20 protein-coding genes are annotated in these 21,429 nt (G+C 37.9%); 13 read left to right on the forward strand and 7 right to left on the reverse strand.

Translation table 11 applies throughout. The features are described 5' to 3' along the window. Positions 1 to 148 precede the first annotated feature (148 nt). Positions 149 to 1,528, reverse strand: a complete 1,380-nt coding sequence (locus tag IQ236_RS24000) for an MFS transporter (RefSeq protein WP_193871616.1) — start codon at positions 1,526 to 1,528, stop codon at positions 149 to 151. A 217-nt stretch (positions 1,529 to 1,745) separates the two neighbouring features. Here IQ236_RS24000 and IQ236_RS24005 point away from each other — a divergent pair, with 217 nt between their 5' ends. From IQ236_RS24005 to IQ236_RS24020, 4 genes are all read left to right on the forward strand, one after another. Then, a complete protein-coding gene (locus tag IQ236_RS24005; RefSeq protein WP_193871617.1) occupies positions 1,746 to 3,077 on the forward strand; it encodes a S8 family serine peptidase in 1,332 nt (443 codons plus the stop codon). A gap of 231 nt (positions 3,078 to 3,308) precedes the next feature. Next, positions 3,309 to 3,527, forward strand: coding sequence for a hypothetical protein (locus IQ236_RS24010; protein ID WP_193871618.1), 219 nt, complete (start codon positions 3,309 to 3,311; stop codon positions 3,525 to 3,527). Next, positions 3,520 to 3,933, forward strand: a complete 414-nt coding sequence (locus IQ236_RS24015) for a putative toxin-antitoxin system toxin component, PIN family (protein ID WP_193871619.1) — start codon at positions 3,520 to 3,522, stop codon at positions 3,931 to 3,933. The genes IQ236_RS24010 and IQ236_RS24015 overlap by 8 nt, the downstream gene beginning before the upstream one ends. 209 nt (positions 3,934 to 4,142) lie before the next feature. Further along, positions 4,143 to 4,898 carry a WecB/TagA/CpsF family glycosyltransferase gene (locus IQ236_RS24020; protein ID WP_193871620.1) on the forward strand — a complete coding sequence of 252 codons (756 nt, stop codon included), beginning with the start codon at positions 4,143 to 4,145 and terminating at the stop codon, positions 4,896 to 4,898. A gap of 73 nt (positions 4,899 to 4,971) precedes the next feature. Here IQ236_RS24020 and IQ236_RS24025 read toward each other — a convergent pair whose 3' ends face one another. Further along, on the reverse strand, positions 4,972 to 5,625 hold the full coding sequence (locus IQ236_RS24025) for a pentapeptide repeat-containing protein (protein ID WP_193871621.1): 654 nt from the start codon (positions 5,623 to 5,625) through the stop codon (positions 4,972 to 4,974). A 243-nt stretch (positions 5,626 to 5,868) separates the two neighbouring features. Between IQ236_RS24025 and IQ236_RS24030 the strand changes: the two genes are divergently transcribed. The 5 genes from IQ236_RS24030 (at position 5,869) to IQ236_RS24050 (ending at position 10,074) form a co-directional block, all read left to right on the forward strand. Next, positions 5,869 to 6,015 (forward strand): hypothetical protein, encoded by a 147-nt coding sequence (locus IQ236_RS24030; RefSeq protein WP_193871622.1) that lies wholly within the window; start codon positions 5,869 to 5,871, stop codon positions 6,013 to 6,015. A gap of 187 nt (positions 6,016 to 6,202) precedes the next feature. Beyond that, positions 6,203 to 7,414, forward strand: a complete 1,212-nt coding sequence (locus IQ236_RS24035; RefSeq protein ID WP_193871623.1) for a restriction endonuclease — start codon at positions 6,203 to 6,205, stop codon at positions 7,412 to 7,414. Continuing rightward, a complete protein-coding gene (locus tag IQ236_RS24040; RefSeq protein ID WP_193871624.1) occupies positions 7,407 to 8,999 on the forward strand; it encodes a hypothetical protein in 1,593 nt (530 codons plus the stop codon). Before IQ236_RS24035 ends, IQ236_RS24040 begins: the two co-directional genes overlap by 8 nt. Then, positions 8,996 to 9,448: a hypothetical protein gene (locus IQ236_RS24045; protein WP_193871625.1), complete on the forward strand. Its 453-nt coding sequence runs from the start codon at positions 8,996 to 8,998 to the stop codon at positions 9,446 to 9,448. The genes IQ236_RS24040 and IQ236_RS24045 overlap by 4 nt, the downstream gene beginning before the upstream one ends. Before the next feature lie 242 nt (positions 9,449 to 9,690). Further along, positions 9,691 to 10,074 (forward strand): hypothetical protein, encoded by a 384-nt coding sequence (locus IQ236_RS24050; RefSeq protein ID WP_193871626.1) that lies wholly within the window; start codon positions 9,691 to 9,693, stop codon positions 10,072 to 10,074. Between the two features lie 87 nt (positions 10,075 to 10,161). On the opposite strand, the gene IQ236_RS24055 is transcribed toward IQ236_RS24050, so the two are convergent. After that, entirely contained in the window at positions 10,162 to 10,803 is a 642-nt protein-coding gene (locus IQ236_RS24055) for a hypothetical protein (protein WP_072719566.1), read from the reverse strand. Positions 10,804 to 10,947: 144 nt separating this feature from the next. On the opposite strand from IQ236_RS24055, the gene IQ236_RS24060 reads away from it, so the two are divergent. The 4 genes from IQ236_RS24060 (at position 10,948) to IQ236_RS24075 (ending at position 16,159) form a co-directional block, all read left to right on the forward strand. Further along, positions 10,948 to 11,844, forward strand: a complete 897-nt coding sequence (locus tag IQ236_RS24060) for an ABC transporter permease (RefSeq protein WP_193871627.1) — start codon at positions 10,948 to 10,950, stop codon at positions 11,842 to 11,844. A gap of 111 nt (positions 11,845 to 11,955) precedes the next feature. Next, positions 11,956 to 13,215: a DUF3086 domain-containing protein gene (locus IQ236_RS24065; protein ID WP_193871628.1), complete on the forward strand. Its 1,260-nt coding sequence runs from the start codon at positions 11,956 to 11,958 to the stop codon at positions 13,213 to 13,215. Between the two features lie 128 nt (positions 13,216 to 13,343). Then, positions 13,344 to 14,024 (forward strand): glycerol-3-phosphate 1-O-acyltransferase PlsY, encoded by a 681-nt coding sequence (gene plsY / locus IQ236_RS24070; protein WP_193871629.1) that lies wholly within the window; start codon positions 13,344 to 13,346, stop codon positions 14,022 to 14,024. A 140-nt stretch (positions 14,025 to 14,164) separates the two neighbouring features. Next, a complete protein-coding gene (locus tag IQ236_RS24075) occupies positions 14,165 to 16,159 on the forward strand; it encodes an adenylate/guanylate cyclase domain-containing protein (RefSeq protein WP_193871630.1) in 1,995 nt (664 codons plus the stop codon). Positions 16,160 to 16,275: 116 nt separating this feature from the next. Here the strand turns inward: IQ236_RS24075 and urtD are convergent, their stop codons facing one another. The 4 genes from urtD to urtA all read right to left on the reverse strand — a co-directional run bounded on the left by urtD (position 16,276) and on the right by urtA (position 20,927). Next, complete coding sequence (gene urtD / locus IQ236_RS24080; protein ID WP_190519477.1) at positions 16,276 to 17,025, reverse strand: urea ABC transporter ATP-binding protein UrtD; 750 nt, start codon at positions 17,023 to 17,025, stop codon at positions 16,276 to 16,278. A 4-nt stretch (positions 17,026 to 17,029) separates the two neighbouring features. Beyond that, positions 17,030 to 18,211 (reverse strand): urea ABC transporter permease subunit UrtC, encoded by a 1,182-nt coding sequence (gene urtC / locus IQ236_RS24085; RefSeq protein WP_193871631.1) that lies wholly within the window; start codon positions 18,209 to 18,211, stop codon positions 17,030 to 17,032. Continuing rightward, positions 18,208 to 19,371 (reverse strand): ABC transporter permease subunit, encoded by a 1,164-nt coding sequence (locus IQ236_RS24090; protein ID WP_193871632.1) that lies wholly within the window; start codon positions 19,369 to 19,371, stop codon positions 18,208 to 18,210. The genes urtC and IQ236_RS24090 overlap by 4 nt, the downstream gene beginning before the upstream one ends. A gap of 215 nt (positions 19,372 to 19,586) precedes the next feature. Further along, on the reverse strand, positions 19,587 to 20,927 hold the full coding sequence (gene urtA / locus IQ236_RS24095; protein ID WP_193871633.1) for an urea ABC transporter substrate-binding protein: 1,341 nt from the start codon (positions 20,925 to 20,927) through the stop codon (positions 19,587 to 19,589). Between the last annotated feature and the right edge of the window lie 502 nt (positions 20,928 to 21,429).

Below are 21,429 nucleotides of genomic sequence, written 5' to 3' on the forward strand. Positions count from 1 at the left end.
GTGCGGCTTCGCCCTACGCACCCTACAATTTACACCTGTTTCTCTCCATCAACGCGCACGCACCATCAATTATCTATAATAATCATCAAGGTTTTCTGTTCTAATTTGGTTGATTTGGTGCGTGCGGCTTCGCCTTACGCACCCTACTTTATATGTTTTCGTCATCGAGTCCGGGTCGGGGAATAGATTTTAGATTGTGTTCATCTTTAATGGGAATAAAGAAGATTGTTAATAAACCCGGAATTACCGCCATTGCACTTAATAAAAAGTAGTTTTGATAACCTAAATTGGCTTGAATATACCCACTAAATACCCCTGGAATTAATACCCCAGCCGCCATAAATGCCGTTGTAATCGCATAATGGGAGGCTTTATATTCAGGACGAACGGTTTGCATTAAAAAGATCGTATAGGCGGCTACCCCTAAACCATAGGTGAACTGTTCAAGAGAATTAACCACATAAGCCCAAATAATTTCCGGTTGAGTTTTTGCTAATAACCAATAAAAAATATTCGTAAAATTCTGGAGAATTGCCATCGGCCATATCCAAGTTTTTAACCCTTGTTTGGCAATTAAAAATCCCCCCAATAATCCCCCAAATAATAGAAAAATCACCCCAACGGTTCCCGATAAAATCCCAATTTCGGCGGTTGAAATGCCTAACCCTCCTTTTGCGGGTGTATCCATTAAAAAAGGCATTGCCATTTTGAAGGTTAACGCATCTCCCAAACGAAATAATAAAATAAAAGCGATAATCCAACCGATTTTATATTGGGTAAAATAGGTTTTGAAGGAATTGATAAAATTAGCAGAATTTGAAAGACTTTCGGTTTCTGAAAAAACTGCTTTTGGGGAATAGGGTAAATAAATTCTCTGAAATCCGTAAATGAGTAAAAAGATCAAACTCGCTAGAGAAAAAGCAATCGTCCATCCCCATCCTAGTGCAGGAAGTGAAAAATCAGACCCCAAAAACTTTAACGGAACCAGATTATATGTAATTTCCCCCGTTGGACTTTTCTCATCAATATATTGTTCAGCAATATGTCCGGCTAAAAATACTAACCCGCCACCTCCAGCTAAAACCGCCATCCGATAAGCGGTGTTTCTAACTCCTACATAAAACGCCTGTTGGTCTAAATTTAACACCGTTAAATAAAATCCATCAATGGCGATATCATGGGTAGCACTAGCAAAGGCAATGAGGGAAAAAATTACAATTGAAAATGGAATAGCTGAGGGAAATGGTGCACCCAATGCTAAAATTAAGAAGAGGATGGTACATACAATTTCCATTCTTAAAATCCATCGCCGTTTGGTTGAATAAATATCAACAATTGGCCCCCATAATCCTTTCATCACCCAAGGGAGAGATAACAAACTGGTTAATCCAATTAATTCATTACTCGCCCCTAATCCTTTTAAAAAAACCACTGACATTGTATTGACAACGGTATAGGGAAATCCTTGGGCAAAATATAAAATTGAAATCCACCAACCCGGATGCAGTTTTTTATCTTTATTGTTCATTTTTAATTTCAATCAAAAAGATGGTTAATTGTTGTGATCATTGTCTAATCCTACAGGAATACTGGATCTCTGCCAAGTGATCAAATTACCCTGAATCTCAAGATTTAAAGGAGAACAAGAAGACTAATATCCTGAACGGAATTTTCCCTCTATCCCTTGGGTCACAAAATCAGTACACTGGGTTCGAGGATTATTATTAAAACGGAGTCAACCCTAAATGACAACTCAATCTAAAATTTCTCCCGCTTTTGAACCCTTTTTAGCCCATAGTCAACCCAATGCGAGAAAAGATGCCATCGTTATTTATAGAGGTTTAGTGTCTCCAGGGTCAATGCCTCAACCGGGAACAGCCGCCTATTTTGATACTTTAAAACAACAAGAACAAACCAATCAATCCATTGCCAATAAAATTATTAATGATTATCAAAATGCCACCCGTCAATCCTTTTATGCGGAGCCCGTTGGTCGGGGGAGTTTACCCATTGCCCAAATTGAAGTAACCCGTCAAAGCTTACCGATTTTAGCAGAACATCCTGACGTTATCGCCATTCTTCCTAACCAAAAAATTCATTTAATTGAACCCAAAGAAGTTGATTATACGGGCTTGCAAAAACAAGAATTAGAAGATAAACTAACTTGGGGATTAAAACGGTTAGAAATTTCCAAAGTTTGGGAAACAACCCAAGGACAAAATGTTACCGTTGCGGTCTTAGACTCAGGGGTACATGGAGACCATCCGGCTTTAAAAGGACGGGTAAAAGATTTTATTGTCATTGACCCGTTAGGACGTCGAATTACCGCGAGTCCCAGCTTTGATAGTGGACAACATGGAACCCACGTTTGCGGCACAATTGCAGGGGGAAAAACCGAGGATGGTTTGTCTATTGGTGTCGCGCCTCAAGCCAATTTAATTGTTGCTGGAGTGTTAGTCGGAGACGCAACTTTATTAACCTTAATTGAAGGGATTTCTTGGGCTGTTGAAAAAGGGGCAAAAATTATTAATATGTCCTTGGGATTGAGTTATTATGAACCTCTATTTCCTCAAGTTTTTGATATTTTAGTCAATCAATACGGAATTTTACCCGTTGTTGCTATTGGGAACGAAAATCACGGAAATACGAGTTCTCCAGGTAATGCTTATAATGCCTTTTCTGTGGGTGCTGTCGAACAAATTGAGACCGATAATCTGGGAATTACATTTTTTAGTAGTGGCGCCAGTTTAGTGTTTCCGGCGGACTCTCCCAACGCCTGGGTGACAAAACCCGATGTTTCTGCTCCCGGCGCTCAAATTTATTCCTGTATTCCTCCGGTGAAAATGGATAACGGCGTTTTTCAATATACCTACATGGACGGGACATCAATGGCCACGCCCCACATCGCCGGAGTTGCAGCCTTATTGATGTCAGCTTATCCCGAAGCGCCGTTGAGTAAAATTATCGATGTTTTGAAGAAAACCGCCTATCATCCGGGGGGTGAAGAACAACGTCCTGATAACCGTTGGGGTTGGGGAATGGTGCGACCGTTAGAAGCGTTAAAAGCGTTGAAATAGATGGGTTGACGGTTGACTGATTAATGGGTTTGTAGGGGCGGGTTTAGTAGGATTACTGTTAATTAGGAATGATATTTCACTCCCGTTGCCCCTACACCTGAAATTAATTTATAATAGAGTTAATAACGGTGTAGAAAGATTTTTAAAATTGCTATTCTTACCGTAGTTTCTCGTCAGCTTAAGACATTCCAATGGAAACATTAATATTAGGTAATCAATCAGGAGTACCCAATGGAAACAATTTCGATTAAAGTTGACAATGAAGTAGCAAAACTTTACCAAGAAGCTGATATTAATCAACAAGAAAAAGCGGTTTGGGTTTGTAGCCTAATTCTGAAAGGCTTATTAAAGCCATCTAGTTTTGATGAGATGGTTAAACAAGTGAGAGAAGAAGCTAAAGTTAATGGTTTAACCCCCGAAATTTTAGCTAAGTTATTAGAAGATGAATAAACTGAGAATTGTTATAGATACGAACATTTTTATTAGTGGTTTGTTGTTACCAGCCTCGAAAGCTCAACAGGTTTTCGATTTCGTGACCAGAAGCCAAATTCTTTTAATATCTGATAGCACTTTTGCCGAAATTTGTCAAACCTTGATACGTCGTAAATTCGATAAATATCTATCTTTAGAAAAAAGGTTAAATTTTATTGCGAGTTTGCGACAAAAAGCAGAAATAGTTAACATTACAGAAACAATTACTACTTGTCGAGATCCTAAAGACAATAAATTTTTGGAATTAGCCGTTAGTGGACAAGCTGATTTAATTATTACAGGAGATCAAGATTTATTGGTATTAAATCCTTTTAGAAATATTGAAATTATTACTGTTAATGAATTCTTGACGAGGTTTAATTAACGTAACGTTCAAACTCCTGAAAACGAGTCGATTTTTTCTCCAACTTCCGGTTCACAGTTCAGACCATAAGGAAAAATGCCGGATGCCCTTATGTTAGCTGAAGAAGCATGAGAAAAAATTATAAAATTTGTGGATTCCTAAAATGTGAAATTTTGGTGACATAATCCGCTAATCTTATAATAATGTGTGTGAGGTTACTAAAGTCGATAATGAGTCAAACGATTTTACCTTATGATTCTAGTCTAAACCGTTTTCCGGTTTTGGGTTTACCCGTTCATTTAATTGATAATTATAGTAACTGGTTATTAAAACGTTGGCAACAAGGGTTAGGAACTCATGTGATTACCCTGAATGCAGAAATGGCGATACAGGCGGAAAAAAATACGCAATTAGCAGAAATTATTCATTCAGCCGAGTTAGTCATTCCCGATGGTGCGGGAGTGGTGCTTTATTTACAATATAAAGGTAAAAAAATTCAACGCTGTCCGGGGATTGAATTAGCCGAAACCTTAATCAAAAATATTGGTAAATTAGACAATTCTGAATTAGTCTTTTTCTATGGCGGAAAACCGGGAATTGCTCAACAAGCTGCCGATAATATTCAACAAAAATTTCCGAGTCTGGGAATTTCGAGTTATCATGGTTATCTTTCTGCTTCAGAAGAAGAAGATTTAAAAATAACGTTAAAAGATTTACAACCGCGATTAATATTAGTGGGTTTAGGAGTTCCTCGTCAGGAATATTGGATTACTCAAAATCGTCATCTTTGCCCGAATTCGATTTGGATAGGCGTGGGGGGAAGTTTTGATATTTGGTCAGGAATTAAAGAACGAGCTCCAGAATTTTTCTGTAAATACCATTTAGAATGGTTATATCGATTATATCAGGAACCTTGGCGCTGGCGGCGGATGTTAGCGTTACCAGAATTTGCGATTAAAGTGTTATTAAAGGGAACAGGGAATTAAGAATTAAGAATTACGAATTAGGAATTACGAATTCAAAGAAAGAGGGTTTGGAAACCAAACCCCTACGAGAGAATTAGGAAAGAATAGCACCGTTTAAATTAGCAAATTGTAAATTAACCCCGGTTAAATTTGCTCCTCGTAAATTGGCTTTACTGAGGTTTGTTCCTCTTAAATTTGCATAGGATAAATTAGCATTTTGTAAATTCGCTTGAATTAAGGTTGTCCCTCTTAAATTTGCCCCTGTTAAATCCGCTTGATAAAGATTAGCTTTGTTTAAATTTGCAAATCTTAAATCCCCTTGCGTTAAATCAGCTTCACTTAAATTTGCTCCATATAAATAAGCTCCATTAAAATGAACATTAATGAGTTTGGCATTATTTAAGTCGGTGCGATAAAGATAGGTTTCAATCAATTCCGCGTTATTTAATATAGCTGTATTTAGATTGGCTTGACTTAAATTCGCTTGAAATAATACCGCTTCACTGAGGTTTGCTCGTCGCAATTGAGCTAAACTTAAATCAGCTTTTATTAGATTTGCCGATCTTAAATCCGTTGCAATTAAATTAGCTTTACTTAAATCAGCATCTGCTAAATTAATTCCGTTTAAATCAGCCGCCATTAAATTAGCTTCGCATAAGTCCGGCTGAATATCAGGATGATTTAACCGCCAAATTTTCCACCGTTGATTTCCCCATTGTAATAATTCTAAATGTTCTGGATTTGCCATATTTGAGGTTTAAGGCGATCGCCCTGGAGTCGCTGCGAAAGGTTTATGAACAAGAGAAATCTCTGCTGAAACATTTCTCAATTATGTCATTGCAAGGGTAACGAAGCAATCTCAAAGCCTTATTAAACCGTTACCATCTGTAAATCTTCTGAATCTCTGTCGCAAATAGTCAAAAAATTGGCTCAAGCTCAACTGCAACAGTTATAATTTATAAATACCCTCATGTCTACCTCAGTTAAGCCTATGAGTAACCTTACAAACCCCCCATGCGATCGCACTCCCTTAGCCCAATTCTTAGCCCAAGTCAGAAACGCAGGCAATGAGGGGGCGAAGGTTCGGCTATTCTTTGAATGGGCGGAGAAATTTTGCGATCGCGTTGGTAAAGGATAGCAAGAAGGCGGTTCTAAGACTTATCACAGAAGTCAGAAGGCCAATTCAATAATTGCATTTTACTTATGACTCCAAAACCCATATAATCTCTTAAGAATATGTTTTTTCACTAGGTAAGATGGTTGTGTTTTGACTGTCTTGCGATTGCCAATATAATTATCAATTTCCCAAAAAACGATTAGACCTTATGCCCAATAGTCCCATTCAAAAAATTCTTTTCGGAAGCCCCGGCACCGGAAAAAGTTATAGAGTCAAAAATCAAATAATTCCTAACCAGTTGAATATAACTGATCAATCAAATATTATTACAACTGTCTTTCATCCAGAATACACCTATGGTGATTTCATGGGTAAGTTGATGCCACTTACCGATGATAAGCAGAAAGTCTCATACACATTCTATACAGGACATTTTTTGAAAGCCCTTGGAAGAGCTTATACAAATATCATAAGATCTCATCGAGATTATGAGTCAACAAAAGAAAAGGTAAAAGAGGACTACAGGCTGAAGCTAAGAACTGTTAGCGAATTAGCATCACATGGTAAATTAAACACAAGTCAAGAAAAGGAACTAGATAGATTATATGACTTGGTTGAAAAACCAACCCCAAACAATGTTGTATTAGTAATTGATGAATTAAATAGGGGAAATTCCGCAGCTATCTTTGGCACGGTATTCCAATTGCTTGATAGAGCTAAAGATGGTTGGTCAGAATATCCGATCACCATTTCTGGTCTTGAAAATATTGGACTTTTAAAAGAAATTGGCCTTTCAACATTCTACGCAACGGATAGTTCAGATAAAAAATATAGATTTGAAGGAAAAGAGTGTTCTAAAAAGGAATATGAAGAAAAGGTGGAATGGATTTTTGAAGATTTAGAAGAAAATAAAAAAGTTAATTTATTAGATTTAAATAAAATAAAACTTCCGCCAAATTTATCTATTTTGGCTACCATGAATACATCTGACAACTCTATCTACTTCATGGATAGTGCCTTTAAACGTCGTTGGGATTGGGAGTTTGTGAATATTGAGGATGATGGACAAAGAAACGTAGTATCGAGCAGAAGAGTAAAACTTTACAACAATGATACTTGTGCATGGAATGATTTTGTTGATAAGTTAAATGAATTCATCCGCAGTCATTATAAGACAGTCAGGAAGATCGAGGACAAACAGATTGGTTACTTCTTTATTAATGAAGAAACTATAACGGAAGAACACATCAAAAATAAATTGATGTTCTTTATCTGGGATAGTGTTTTTAGTAACAATCGTAAGCCTTTGACTGAACTTTTGGGAATGACTGAAAGAGATTTAGTTACATTTGGACAGTTTACCCAAAAAGATATCGTTCAAAAATTTGTTAATAAAATAATGGGATTTGGAAATGTTTGACCTCAGTAAGATAGATATCATTAAAACCGATCAACAACGTAACAGTAGTTATTCGTTTGTTGGTCTTCAGAGAAATAAGGATGATCGCTTAGAGTTTTGGCTTCCGTTAGGATTCGATGATTTTGATCATACAGATTTTAACTTAGTCAAAGGTTTCTTCTTCAAGATGTACCGAACGTTCAAAACGTATCTGCAAAGAAAACAGAACTATATGCAGAGCAAATACATAACCATTGATAGAGACGGAATTATTGAAAATGAAAATGGATTTAGTTTTATTAATGAAAATAATGAACAGGTAGTTTTTTATGGCAAACTAAATTCCTTAGACAAAATACTTGAGGGTTACGATGAATTACGAATTTCATCTTTAGAAAAAAAACAAATGAGAAGCCAAGAAATTGACTACTCAAAGATTCATCGCTATATGCACCAAGCTATCTATCTTGATGCTCATGTGATTTATATTGACGAAATGAATATTGCCAAAAATATCTTAATCAAAGAAAGTCCGCCAATTTTACAACTTTTTTGTTTTATTTACACCGAAATCAAAAGAGAGTTGGAAGAATTAGAAAATATTTCCGATAGGGCTGCCGAGCTTGCCGAGGAGTTTAAAGAAAACTATTTGCAACCTAATAGTAGTTTATTTGGCGAAGATACATTTGCCGAAACCGTAGATATTTTGAGGGAAACGCTGGAAAATATTGACACTAAAACAGCCTATAAAGATGATGATTATTGGCATTTTTTTGAAGCAGTAGAGGCGTTTTTATACGGAGAGCGACAAAAAGATAATAAAGGTATTTACTGGGGTTTTAGCAGTTTCTATGATATATGGGAGGATATGTGCCAAACTTATGTACTCAATACACCTGAATATGAAGAAAGAGCAATCTTTGCGGATGTTGGAGGAAAACTTAAACAATCAATAAATGAAAACCGGATTAATCCATTTCAATTGAAATTAAATAAGTTGAAAAGATCAGGTTTACGTCCTGATTTAGTATTGAAAGAGAAAGAAAACCAAATAGAGAAGTTTTATGAAGCCAATTCAATAGGTTTGCAAGAAGGCAAGCCAGCCTTTCGAGTAAGGCTGGTAAAGCTTTCCCAAGTAAAAATAAGTTATCCAGAAATCTTCGATAAATATATGAAACTTTCTCGGAGTGAACCAAATAAACCAAGTACGGTAAATATTCGACCTAGATATATGTTTAGTGAAAATTTAGAATCTTTCAAACAAATTTTAAAGCAAGCGTTTGATTCTTCATCTCCATTTATCAAAATTATTGACTACAAATATATGCGTATTAGCGATTATGAAAGTTACTCACCTGATAAAAATGAAGAAAACAAAGTAAAAGATGATATACAGAAACAGTTAGTCTATGAATGGACAGTACAGCAGAATTGGAATGCAAAAACTGAAAGTGAGTTTTGGATACCTTATTTCTCTAATGACCCGTCAGAGTTTAAAAAGATACATCCATTAAATAATCCTGACTTTAACAAAAGCCAGATTAAACTGGTTAAAATTAATTTCAAAACACTTCAAGATTTTTATATTAAGCAAGGATTACTATGATTAAACATGATTCTGCGAGTAGTGTTATCAGTATTTTTAATCCTGTTGTTTCACTAAATTCGGAAGTTCGGGAGATAGTGAATAAAGAGTTTATTTATCCAATTTTAGATAAATTTTTTAAAGATAAAGGAGGGATTAATTCTTATGAAGAGTTAGATCCTGATAAGATTAAAACTGAAATTGAGTTTTCAAAAAAGAATACCATAGAAAGCTATGTAAAATCCTATGTTTACAAAGAAGTGATGAATACAATAAGTAAAAATGATGATGGCACGATCAATTTTAAGCCCAGATATGTTGTTTCTTTTGACCAAGACTTAACAGACTTTCAAGAAGAAAGTGGTATCAAATACGGTGAATTGAGACTAGGAGACGCGGCTATTTTATATTTTATTTATATTGATTTACAGGAACTTATACGATTTATCAAGCAAGAATATTCCAATTGATGTAAGATAATGTGACACAAACCAAAGAAAATATAGCGAGTGAAATAGTATCAATAGAGAGTTTAGAACTAGGAATAACAGCCTTTAGGCAGCAAGGAGTTGACACAAGTAATGCTGATATCGAATATGTGGAGTAGATAAATTATGACTCAATCTCCTACAACAATATCCCTTGATCGTGTCCGAATTATTGGCGATCGCTATGATATCACTTTTACTGAGTTTGAATAAAGGAGTTTTTTATGTCTCGCACATTAGATATTTTTGTAGACTTTCCCCATAAAATTGAATATTTAATCAAAGAATTAGAGTTAATATTGGCTCTAAAATTTGAGCTTTTTTCTGATGGTACTGACAACTGGTATGAGTTTCGGAACTCAACCATTGCTCTTACTATAGGAAAGCATGATTTTGAAAATGATCGAGATATCAAATTTGAAGAATACCCTTATAATCTATCAATCAGAGCACTGAACATCTCCAATGAATTTGAGAGAAAAAAGGGGTGTGATGATTTTGCTAGTTATGTTTTCCAAAAGTTGAAAGCTACAGAAAGGTATCGTTTAATGCTCGTGGATGACTTACAAGTACAGTTAGAGGAGTTTGTTCCCGTGGTGAAGGTTTGATCAAACATCACGGTACAGATAAGCACTCAAATCAAGCGTGATTTAATCGGAACACCAGCCCTTGAATTGGCTTTGCTTAAATCAGCTTTATTCGGGATTAAAACTGCCTCCATATTCTCGCCCAGATACATTTTCAATGGCTTCTAAAGCCGCTTTTGACCCGGCGATAATATCTCGTTCTTCTCCTCCTAAATATAACCTTCCAAAACTGCCAACAGCCGTTACTTGCAGAATATTAATTAACGCGGCTTTTTCCGCTTCATTAGCAGCTAATGCGGCATAAGCGGCGGGTTGAACTTCCAAAATATATAAACTTTGACCCCCTAAAATTAACTGACCTCGACGGTTACGATTAATGAGTTGAGCTTGATGGGGGTCAAGATTGCGAATAATTTGACTGGTCATAATTTGAGGTTTGAGGCGATCGCTTTCCCGTAATCCTAAAAAGTCTAAAATTGCCCGTCCGGCTGTCACCGTATCCCCTTGACGGCTAGAATGTATTTCCAAAAGGCCATAAAGTCGTTCAATAAACAATACCCCCGGACGTACAGACGTCGCTTTCAAGGCCACATCCGTAATCCGGTTAATTTCAATTCCAGGCGATACTTCAATCCACAGGGAAGAATCCCCCGGTAAGGGTAAAAACCCCAGTGACACCGTGCCAATATAGGCTGCGTGCTGCCTTTGAAGGTTATCTAAATAAACGTAGCTGCGTAATTCTATACCCATTTTCAGTTATCAGTTATCAAGTATCCGCATCGTAGAGACGCGCCATGGCGCGTCTGTACTCAGTTATCAGTTAATAGGGAATGGGGAATGGGCAATAGGCAATAGGCAGTCTTGCAACAGTCAACCGTCAACCATCAATAAACTATGAGTATTGTGGCATTATTTGGGGCAATTGAAACGGGATTACTCTATGCCTTAATTGGTTTAGGGGTGTATTTGTCCTTTCGAGTCTTAGAATTTCCTGATTTAACCGTTGATGGCAGTTTTCCCTTGGGGGGTGCGGTGGCGGCCACTTTAATCCTTCAGGGGGTAAATCCGGCGATCGCAACCTTCATCGCCTGTCTAGCAGGTGCGTTAGCCGGGTTAGTCACCGCTTGGTTAAATGTTCAGCTAAAAATTCTGCATTTGTTAGCCAGTATTTTAACGATGATTTCCCTCTATTCAATTAATTTAAGAATTATGGGAAAACCCAATATTGCGTTATTAGGACAACCGACAATTTTAACGCCGTTACAACCTGTTTTTAAATCAATCCCTCAATGGCTTGTGATTCCGATAATTTTATTGGCAATTGTCATTATAATTAAAATCCTATTAGATCAATTTCTCAATTCAGAAATTGGGTTAGCCATGCGGGCAACGGGTGCTAATCCCCTGATGGCGAAAGCCCAAGGAATTACAACGGAAAGGATGATATTATTAGGAATGGCAATCAGTAATGGTTTAGTAGCATTAGGAGGGGCATTATTTGCTCAAATTTATGGATTTGCCGATGTCACAATGGGGGTAGGAACGATTGTTTTTGGATTAGCTGCGGTGATTATTGGAGAAACATTTATTGCGCCGACAACGGTTATGAAAGCTACATTAGGAGCAATATTAGGATCAGTCGTTTATCGAATAGCCGTTGCTTTAGCCTTAAATGCAGATTTTTTAGGATTTCAAGCCCAAGATTTGAATTTAGTTACCGCAATATTAGTAGCATTAGCCTTAGTTTTACCCCAATCTCGAAATCGTTTAGGAACCTTTTTAAAGCGGTAAGCTGATTCCATCTCACGGTCAGACAATATTCTCTCCATCATAACCGAACAGATTAACGCTATACTTTCACTCAGCACATCCCTTTGTGTTTAGACCGGGACTGTCAATTTCATGAATTCAGAAGAAAATCAAATCCGAGATCAAAACGACCCCCAAAAAGGCGATGCTTCTTCCTTCACAGAATCGTCTGTTCCCTCTAATTCAGAAACCGGAGGGAACCCTAGCAATATGAATCCTCCACCCATTGCTGACCCTTGGGAGTCCAACGAACGGCAAACTCCCGAACCTGTAGCAACACCCTCAACGATGCCTACCCTGTCTGAACGCCTGATGTCCGAACCCATAGAAGGAGTGACCACTCAGTTAGGTCAACGGGTAAGCACGTTACAGCGTCAAGAACAAGAACTTCAGGAAAAAATTGCTCAATTACAGGCGACTAACGCCAAAATGCAGCAGGAACAATTGGCCTTAACTCAGTCGATGGGGAAATTAATCTCCTCAGCGTTAGAGCAGTTAGAACAACGTAAACAAACCTTACAAATTGAAGTTGAAAAACTAGAACGTCGCCGCGATCGCATTCAAAAAGAAATGCGGACTTCCTTCGCCGGAGTTTCCCAAGAACTGGCTATCCGGGTACAAGGATTTAAAGATTATTTAGTCGGGAGTTTACAAGATTTAGTCGCCACGACTGAACAATTAGAACTTTTACCGGAAACTCCTCGCCAACCCCCCCTGCGAGAAATTTCTCCACCCCCTCAAGCACCTCAACCGTCCCGGATAGAGAATGGAGACAACTCCCAAAGCACCCTAATTCCCCAATTTTCTGAACAGGGATTTCAGGAACAAACCAAGAGAATTCGCCAACTCCTCGATCAATATCGCAATTCTCCCGATTATTATGGTACACCTTGGCAATTGCGACGTACCTTTGAACCTATCCACGCCAAACGGGTTTCTAATTGGTTCTTTACCCAAGGAGGACGGGGTGCGTTACGGACGATGGGAAGTCGTTTACAAAATATTTTGATTGCTTCGGCGACGATTTCCGTTCTCAGAAATCTCTATGGAAACCGTTTAAGAACCTTGGTTTTAGCCAATACTCCTGAACGTTTAGGAGAATGGCGACGGGGGTTACAAGATTGTTTAGGAATTGATCGGCGAGATTTTGGGCCAGAACAGGGAATTGTATTATTTGAAGAGCCGGAAGTTTTATCTCAAAAAGCTGAACGTCTCGTTAAAGAAGGACGATTACCCTTGATTATTATTGATGATATGGAAGACAAAATTAGTCTATCTTTACTTCAATTTCCCCTGTGGTTAGCCTTCGCTCCCGATCCCCAAACCCAACAACAACCCATTGAAAGATTTTAAATCAAATATGTGGAACAGGCATCTTGCCTGTTAATCAGTTATCAAGTATCCGCATCATCAGTTATCAGTTATCAGATGACTGTTGTTTGTTCCCTGTTCCCTGCTCTATAAAATAATGGAATTTAAACATGATTGAATGGTTATTAATTAATACAGGATTATTAGTAACAGCCTATTTCCTGGGTTCTATGCCAACGGGATATGCTATAGGACGTTGGTTTTATGGAGTTGATATTCTGGCTGAGGGATCGGGTTCTACAGGCGCCACCAATATCCTCAGAACCTTGGGAAAATTCCCCGCTTTGCTGGTTTTACTAATTGATATTTTAAAAGGAACATCAGCCGTTGTTCTGGTGTTTTGGGTTTATTCCCTTTCCTTAACCTCTGAACTCGCTCAAACGGCGGGAATCCAAAATCTGGATCAATTGCAATATTGGATAGCAATTCTGGCGGGATTAATTGTTATTATTGGTCATACAAAATCGATATGGATTGGATGGAGAGGAGGAAAATCCGTTGCTTCTAGTCTAGGGATTTTATTCGCCTTAGATTGGAAATTAGCTTTAGCCACATTAGGAATTTTTGCCCTAGTTTTAGCCATTTCTCGAATTGTTTCCTTGAGTTCGATTGCAGGTGCAATTGGGATTGGCATTTTAATGATTATTACAGGAGAACCCTTACCTTATCAAATCTTTGCGATCGCTGGCGGAATTTATGTCATCTGGCGACATCGCAGTAATATTGATCGGATTCTCAAAGGAACAGAACCCAAAGTTGGCGAAAAATTAACCACCCAAGTTCAATCATAAGCTCAACCTTAAAATTATTCGTTAAGATAAAGTCAACAACGGTTTGATTTCGATTAAATTCTATCTTTTGATAGAGAACTTATTCCTGTTCTGGCAGGCATTAGGTGCGAATCCAGATTATGGAACCAGGGAGAATCACTATGGCATCTCTATCTCGTCTATTTGGATCAAATCAAAACGCACCTAAACTATCCCTGCGGATTGTTTTTGTCGTTCCTTTCCTGTTACAAATTTTTGCCTCAGTCGGATTAACCGGATGGTTATCCTTTCGCAATGGTTCCATCGCCGTTAATGATTTAGCAACCCAATTACGAATTGAATTAAGTAATCGGATTCAACAGGAACTTCACACCTATTTAGAAACTCCCCATATTGTTAACCAAATTAATGTCGATACCTTAAAAATGGGATTAATTAACCTCAATAATACGTCCCAGATGGAACGGTATCTCTGGAATCAGTTACAACAATTTCAAACCGCAAGTTATATTGGAATTGGATTGCAAAATGGCTATTATATTGGCGCAAATCGTAACGATGATGGCACAATCGAATTTGATATTGTTGATCAAAGAACATCAGGAAAATTTGAAAAATGGTTAACCAATAATCAAGGCGATCGCGCTCAATTATTGAGTGTTCGAGAGAATTACGATCCTAGAGTTCGTCCTTGGTATAAAGCCGGAGTAAAAGCCGGAAAAGCCGTTTGGAGTGAAATTTATGCCTATTTTGGTTCCAGAGTTCTCGTGATTTCAGCTAACCAACCGATTTATAATCAAAAAAAACAGCTATTAGGGGTAGCGAGTACCGATTTAACCTTAGAACGCATTAGTCAATTTCTCAATGGTTTAAAAATTGGGAAAACCGGACAAACTTTTGTCATGGAAAAAAACGGCTATTTAGTGGCTACATCCACCTTAGAAGAAACCTTTATTGTTAATGCTAAAAAAGAGGAAACAGAACGAATCAAAGCCGTTAACAGTAGTAATCCTTTAACCCAAGCCACCTCTCGTTATTTAGTCGAACATTTTGGCAATTTGGATCAGATTCAACAGTCAACTCAACTTACTTTTGAGATCAAGGGTAAACAACAATATTTACAAGTCACTCCTTTATCTGATCAACGGGGAATTAATTGGTTAATTGTGGTTGTAGTTCCTGAATCTGATTTTATGGCAGAAATTCATGCTAATAATCAGACTACGATTTTATTATGTTTAGTGGCGTTATTTGTAGCAACATTATGCGGAATTTATACCGCCCGTTGGATTAGTACCCCGATTTTACGCCTCAGTCAAGCCAGTCAAGCGATCGCGAGTGGAGAACTCGATCAAACCATTCCCGTAGAATCGATTCAAGAATTAGGAATTTTAGCTAATTCTTTTAATACCATGACGCAACAGTTAAAAGCGTCTTTTCATGAATTAGAAAAAACCAATGCAGAACTCGAACAACGAGTTGAAGAACGTACCGCAGATTTAAGATTAGAAAAAGAGCGTTCAGAACAATTATTATTAAATATTTTACCCGAAGCCATTGCGGAACAACTCAAACAAGATACAAAAGCGATCGCATCTGCGATTGAAGAAGTGACGATATTATTTGCTGATATTGTCGGATTTACACCACTTTCTTCTAAAGTTCCTCCCATAGAATTAGTCGGTGTTCTGAATGAAATGTTTTCGATTTTTGATAATTTAGCCGAACAGAATGGATTAGAAAAAATTAAAACCATTGGGGATGCTTATATGGTGGTCGGTGGTTTACCCTTACCGAAACCCAATCATGCAGAAGCGATCGCAGATATGGCGTTAGGAATGCAAGCCGCCATGTCTCAATTTCAAGCTCCTTTAGAACGATTTAATATCGGATCTCAATTTCAAATTAGAATAGGAATTAATACGGGTTCTGTCGTCGCAGGTGTGATTGGAATTAAAAAGTTTATTTATGATTTATGGGGAGATGCGGTTAATATTGCGTCTCGCATGGAATCTTCCGGTGAACCAGGACGCATTCAAGTCACAGAAGCCACTTATGAACGAATTAAAGATCAATATAATTTTGAAAAACGGGGTAAAATTTCGATTAAAGGGAAAGGAGAAATGACCACTTATTGGTTAGTGGGTAAAAAATAAATCTTGATTAGCATTATAAACTATTTCAACCTGACGGGTTTGTTACCCCGCCAGCACTAATTCACTCAGGATAGCTCCTATGCCCAAACTGCGTGTTCAGGGTATGATTAAACTGTTTATTCTTCCTCTTGTTTTCCTAAATAAACTTCAATCACACGGGGGTCATTTTGAACTTCATCCATATCCCCTTGACACAATACCGAACCTTGATGTAAAACCGTTACTGTTCGAGCAATTTGTCGAACAAATTCCATATCATGTTCTATCACAATAATTGAATGACTTTCGGCTAACGCTAATAACAAATTGCCGACATTTTCCGTTTCTTCATCGGTCAGACCCGCTACCGGTTCATCAACTAATAATAAATCAGGAGATTGTGCCACTAACATTCCGATTTCTAACCGTTGTTTTTCCCCATGAGATAATAAGGCGGCGGGAAAATCAGCTTTAGCAATTAATCCAACGGTTTCTAATAGTCCCGCAACGGTTCTAATTTCTCCCCCAGTTGTGCGTTGAAATAAGGTAGGGAATACATTTTTATTGCGGTTACACGCTAAATCTAAATTATCTCTAACCGTTAAATTGAGATAAATTCTAGGGGTTTGGAATTTTCGCCCGATGCCAAAACAAGCAATTTGATATTCGGGCATTTTTCTGAGATTACGTCCTTTAAAAATTACCTGTCCTTCGGTGGGTTGAACTTTGCCCGTAATTACATCTAAAAACGTCGTTTTTCCGGCTCCATTGGGGCCAATAATGACTCGCAATTCCCCCACATCCATACTAAAAGTTAGGTGATTGAGAGCTTTAAATCCATCAAAACTGACGGTGACATCGTTAATCTCTAAAATTTTAGCAGTCATAGTATTAATCTTTGGTTATTTTATGTTCAAATTCTTCGCGTTCTAACTCGATTTCCGGGTCTTCTTCTAAACGAGGATAGGTAATAACGGCTTTTGGAAATCCGAATAAAGCCCGAATTTTATCAAATCCAAACGTTCGTATCCATCCTACAATTCCATCGGGTAATACTGTCACCACAATGAGGAATAATGCCCCTTGGAAAAACAGCCAAACTTCGGGAAATTGTTCACTCAATACGGTTCTTCCTAACCGAACTAATAAGGTTCCTAAAATTGCCCCGACTAAGGTTCCTCGACCACCTACAGCCACCCAAATCACCATTTCAATTGAAAAGGCAACATCCATCGCATTTGGGGTAATAATTCCGGTTTGGACGGTATACAAAGCTCCTGCAATTCCAGCAAATGCACCGGAAATGGAAAAGACTAATACTTTAAACCAAGTGGGATTATAACCGGAAAATCTCAGGCGAAATTCATCATCTCGAATAGCAATTAATAAATTACCAAACCGTCCACTGGTTAACCAACGACACAGTAAATAAATGGCAATTAAAAACAGAATGGTAATTTCATAAAACGCTAACTGAACCGGGGGAGAACCAACCACAAATCCGAAGATTTTATCGGTTTCAGTTTTTAACCCGTTGGTTCCGTTAATCAGTTGTTGTTGACCGTTAAAGAAGTTAAAGAAAACGATTAACGCGGCTTGGGTAATAATCGAAAAGTATACCCCTTTAATCCGGTTTCTAAAGACTAAATACCCTAATAATCCAGCAACAATACCCGGAATCACAATAACCGCAAACAGGGTAAAGGGAAAGGAATAAAATGGTTTCCATAACCCCGGTAAATCATTCACACCATAGAGGGTAAAAAACTCTGGAATTTCGCCTGGGGGAAGTTGCAATTTAATATACATGGCTAGGGCATAACCCCCTAAAGCAAAAAAGATGCCATGTCCTAAACTCAATAATCCCGTATATCCCCAGATTAAATCAATGCCTAATGCGGCAATTGATAAGGCCAGAAATCGACCCAATAGTTGTAACCGAAAAATCGGTAAAATCAAGGGCATCAGAATCGCAAAAAATAAACTAAACCCGATAATACCTGCCCCTTCTATCAGCAGTTTTTGACGTTTCTGCTTTTTAGTTTTAGCTAGAATGCTAATCTCATCCTTCATAGTTCGGCTGTTCTCCCTTTTTGTGGAAAAATTCCTGATGGTTTAATTTGTAAAAAGGCAATAATTAACACAAACACTAAAACTTTTGCCATACTGGTTGTTGCAAAGAAATTGAAGAAATCAACCAAGAATGGCGCAGCATTGATGTTAGTTAATAATAAAGCTAAGGTTCCTGAACCAATTAAATAACTGCTGACACCAATAGCAAAGGCGGCAATTACGGCTCCTAAAAGATTTCCGACTCCTCCAACAACGACAACCATGAAGGTATCCACAATATAATTTTGTCCGGTATTAGGGCCAACTGATCCTAATAATGTAATCGCACATCCCGCAATTCCAGCCAGTCCTGAACCAATGGAAAAAGTTAGCGCATCAACGGTGCTTGTGGGAATGCCTAAACAAGCGCTCATGGTACGATTTTGAGTGACAGCGCGAATTCTTAACCCCCAATTAGATTTATTGAAAAACCAATTAATTCCAATTAAACAAAGAATCGTTAAAACAATAATAAAAACACGGGAATAGGGGATTTGAAATGTACCTAATTCTAAGCCTCCTCGCAACCAAGGCGGAGCAGTGACATCAACATTTCTGGCACTAAACCAAGGTTTTGCTAAGGCTTTTTGGCTTTGTCCAATCACTAATCCGACTGTAAAGGCTATTCCTGATGATAATAAGAACAAAACAGAAATCGCCCACTGTTGAATTTTCTCCCAATTCGTCTGACGACGCAGTACCCATAATCCTCCAAAAAATAGCAGACAAAAGATAATAATCCCCATCAGAAATGTGGTACTGATACTGCGAACCAATTGTTGCAAAATTAAACTCACACCCCAAGTGGCTAATAAAGTTTCTAAAGGTCTTCCATAAAGAAACCGAATTACCCCTCGTTCTAAGGCTAATCCTGCTAAAGCTGTGACAATAAAGGCAATGGGAATCGCAAAAATAATATAGGTACTAAATAAAGGTTCACCTAACGGTTTGAAGATATTTTGAACGACAAAGGTTGTATAGGCTCCTAACATAATCAGTTCCCCATGAGCGAGGTTAATCACACCCATGAGTCCAAAAACAATAGCGAGTCCTAATGCTGCCATTAACAACACCGAACCGATGCTAATTCCATTAAAGATGGCAATGAATAGGTCTTGCATTTTTTAGGAAAATCTGTAAATTGTAGCAGGGAACAGTAAGCAAAAAGGATTTGCTGTATCACTCTTTTTCCTAACCCCTTTGGAGATTTTTATAGGTTATAAAAAGGCAAATTCCTTGTGCTTTTATCAGCTAACTTTGACTTTATAAAGGGGGAATTAGAAAGTCAAAGTCCCCCTTTTTTAGGGGGATTTCGGGGGAGCAAATCTAGGATTAATTATGTTCCTTGCATTTGGAATTTCTCGCCTTTATTGGGATCTGTCCAGTCACAAGCATAACCTTTTGTTGCAGGTACAAATTGGTTCCAAGGTACGGGATCAACCGGGCCTTCTGTTGACCAAACAATATTAAATAATCCATCATCTCTAACCTGTCCAATTCGCACGGTTTTAGAAATATGATGGTTCGGGAACATTGTGACTTGACCTTCGGGAGCATCCATACTTTGACCGATAGCAGCTAATCTAACTTTTTCTAAATCATCAGCCGTTCCCGCTTTTTCTACTGCTTGTTTCCACAAATACACCATAATATAAGCGGCTTCCATGGGGTCATTTGTGACTCGATCTTGTCCATATTCCGCTTTAAAAGCTTCTACCCATTTTTTATTAGCAGGAGTATCAACGGTTTGGAAATAATTCCAAGCTGCATAGTGACCTAAAAGGAATTCTTTACCAATTTGTCGCACTTCTTCTTCCGCAATACTCACTGACATTACGGGATATTTATCAGGGGTCATTCCTGCACCCTGTAATTGTTTGAAGAAAGCTACATTACTATCCCCATTCAGGCTATTAAAAATTACGCCTCCGTTGGGTAAGGCTTGCTTAATTTTGGTGATAATCGGGGTAACTTCTGTATTGCCTAACGGTAAGTAATCTTCGCCAACAGTTGTTCCACCAATGGCTGCTAATTGTTCTTTAATAATGGTGTTTGCGGTGCGGGGAAACACATAGTCTGATCCGACTAAGAAAAATTCCTGACCTTTATTATCAAATAACCATTGAACAGCAGGTTCAATTTGTTGGTTTGGGGCGGCACCTGTATAAAAAATGTTTTTAGAACATTCTTGACCTTCGTATTGAACCGGATACCATAACATATGGTTTTTGGATTCAAAGACATCTTTTACCGCTTTACGACTAGCCGATGTCCAGCATCCAAACACCGTCACAACTTTATCTTGATCAATCAATTTTTGGGCTTTTTCGGCAAAGGTCGGCCAGTCAGAAGCCCCATCTTCAACCACGGCTTCAATTTGTTTACCGAGTACCCCACCATTGGCATTAATTTCTTTAATTGCTAATTTTTCGGCTTCAACAACAGTGGTTTCACTAATTGCCATTGTTCCACTCAAAGAGTGAAGAATTCCCACTTTAATTGTATCGCCACTTCCTGTGCTGGTACTTGCGGTTGTAGCGGTTGGATTGGGAGAATTTGCCGTTGTTGGGCTGGTGGTATTGACGGCAGAATTAGCACAACCTTTGAGGAAAAAGGCGCTTCCAAAGGCTGCTGAACCATAAACTAAGAATTTGCGTCTACCTAATCTTTTTTTCACGATGACTATTTAGGTATTTAACTTAAAAAAATGGATGAAGAATAGGTCATTTTCTTTACCCTGTTAGCCAATAATATATCGGTTAACTTCCTCCATCGAGCCGTAGATAAAAAAGCTTAAAAATTCCTCATTAACTACGATTCGATCAAGATGTGGTATGAACAATTTCCCATTCAGGCTTTGTATACTAAAGGAATTCTAAACTGTGAATTGTAATCTACAATACAAAATATCCAAAATTATTAAAAAGTTAATTATATTAACATAGATTTTTATTGAAAACTAAAAATTTAACATCAAGAAAATAACGCGAGTCTTGCTCTAACTTAACTCCCGAAAAAACCAGAGGCTTCTATTAAGAACCTCTTTTGTATTCAATAGTTGCATTGAAGATATGCAATTTAAGGATTATACAGCAGAACAGGCGTATTGACCGTTGATAGAGAAATACGGATACCCAGTACAGAATCAAAACCTAATCATTTCCCTACCCGTCTCCCCG

Source organism: Planktothrix mougeotii LEGE 06226, from assembly GCF_015207485.1.
Classification (GTDB): Bacteria; Cyanobacteriota; Cyanobacteriia; order Cyanobacteriales; family Microcoleaceae; genus Planktothrix.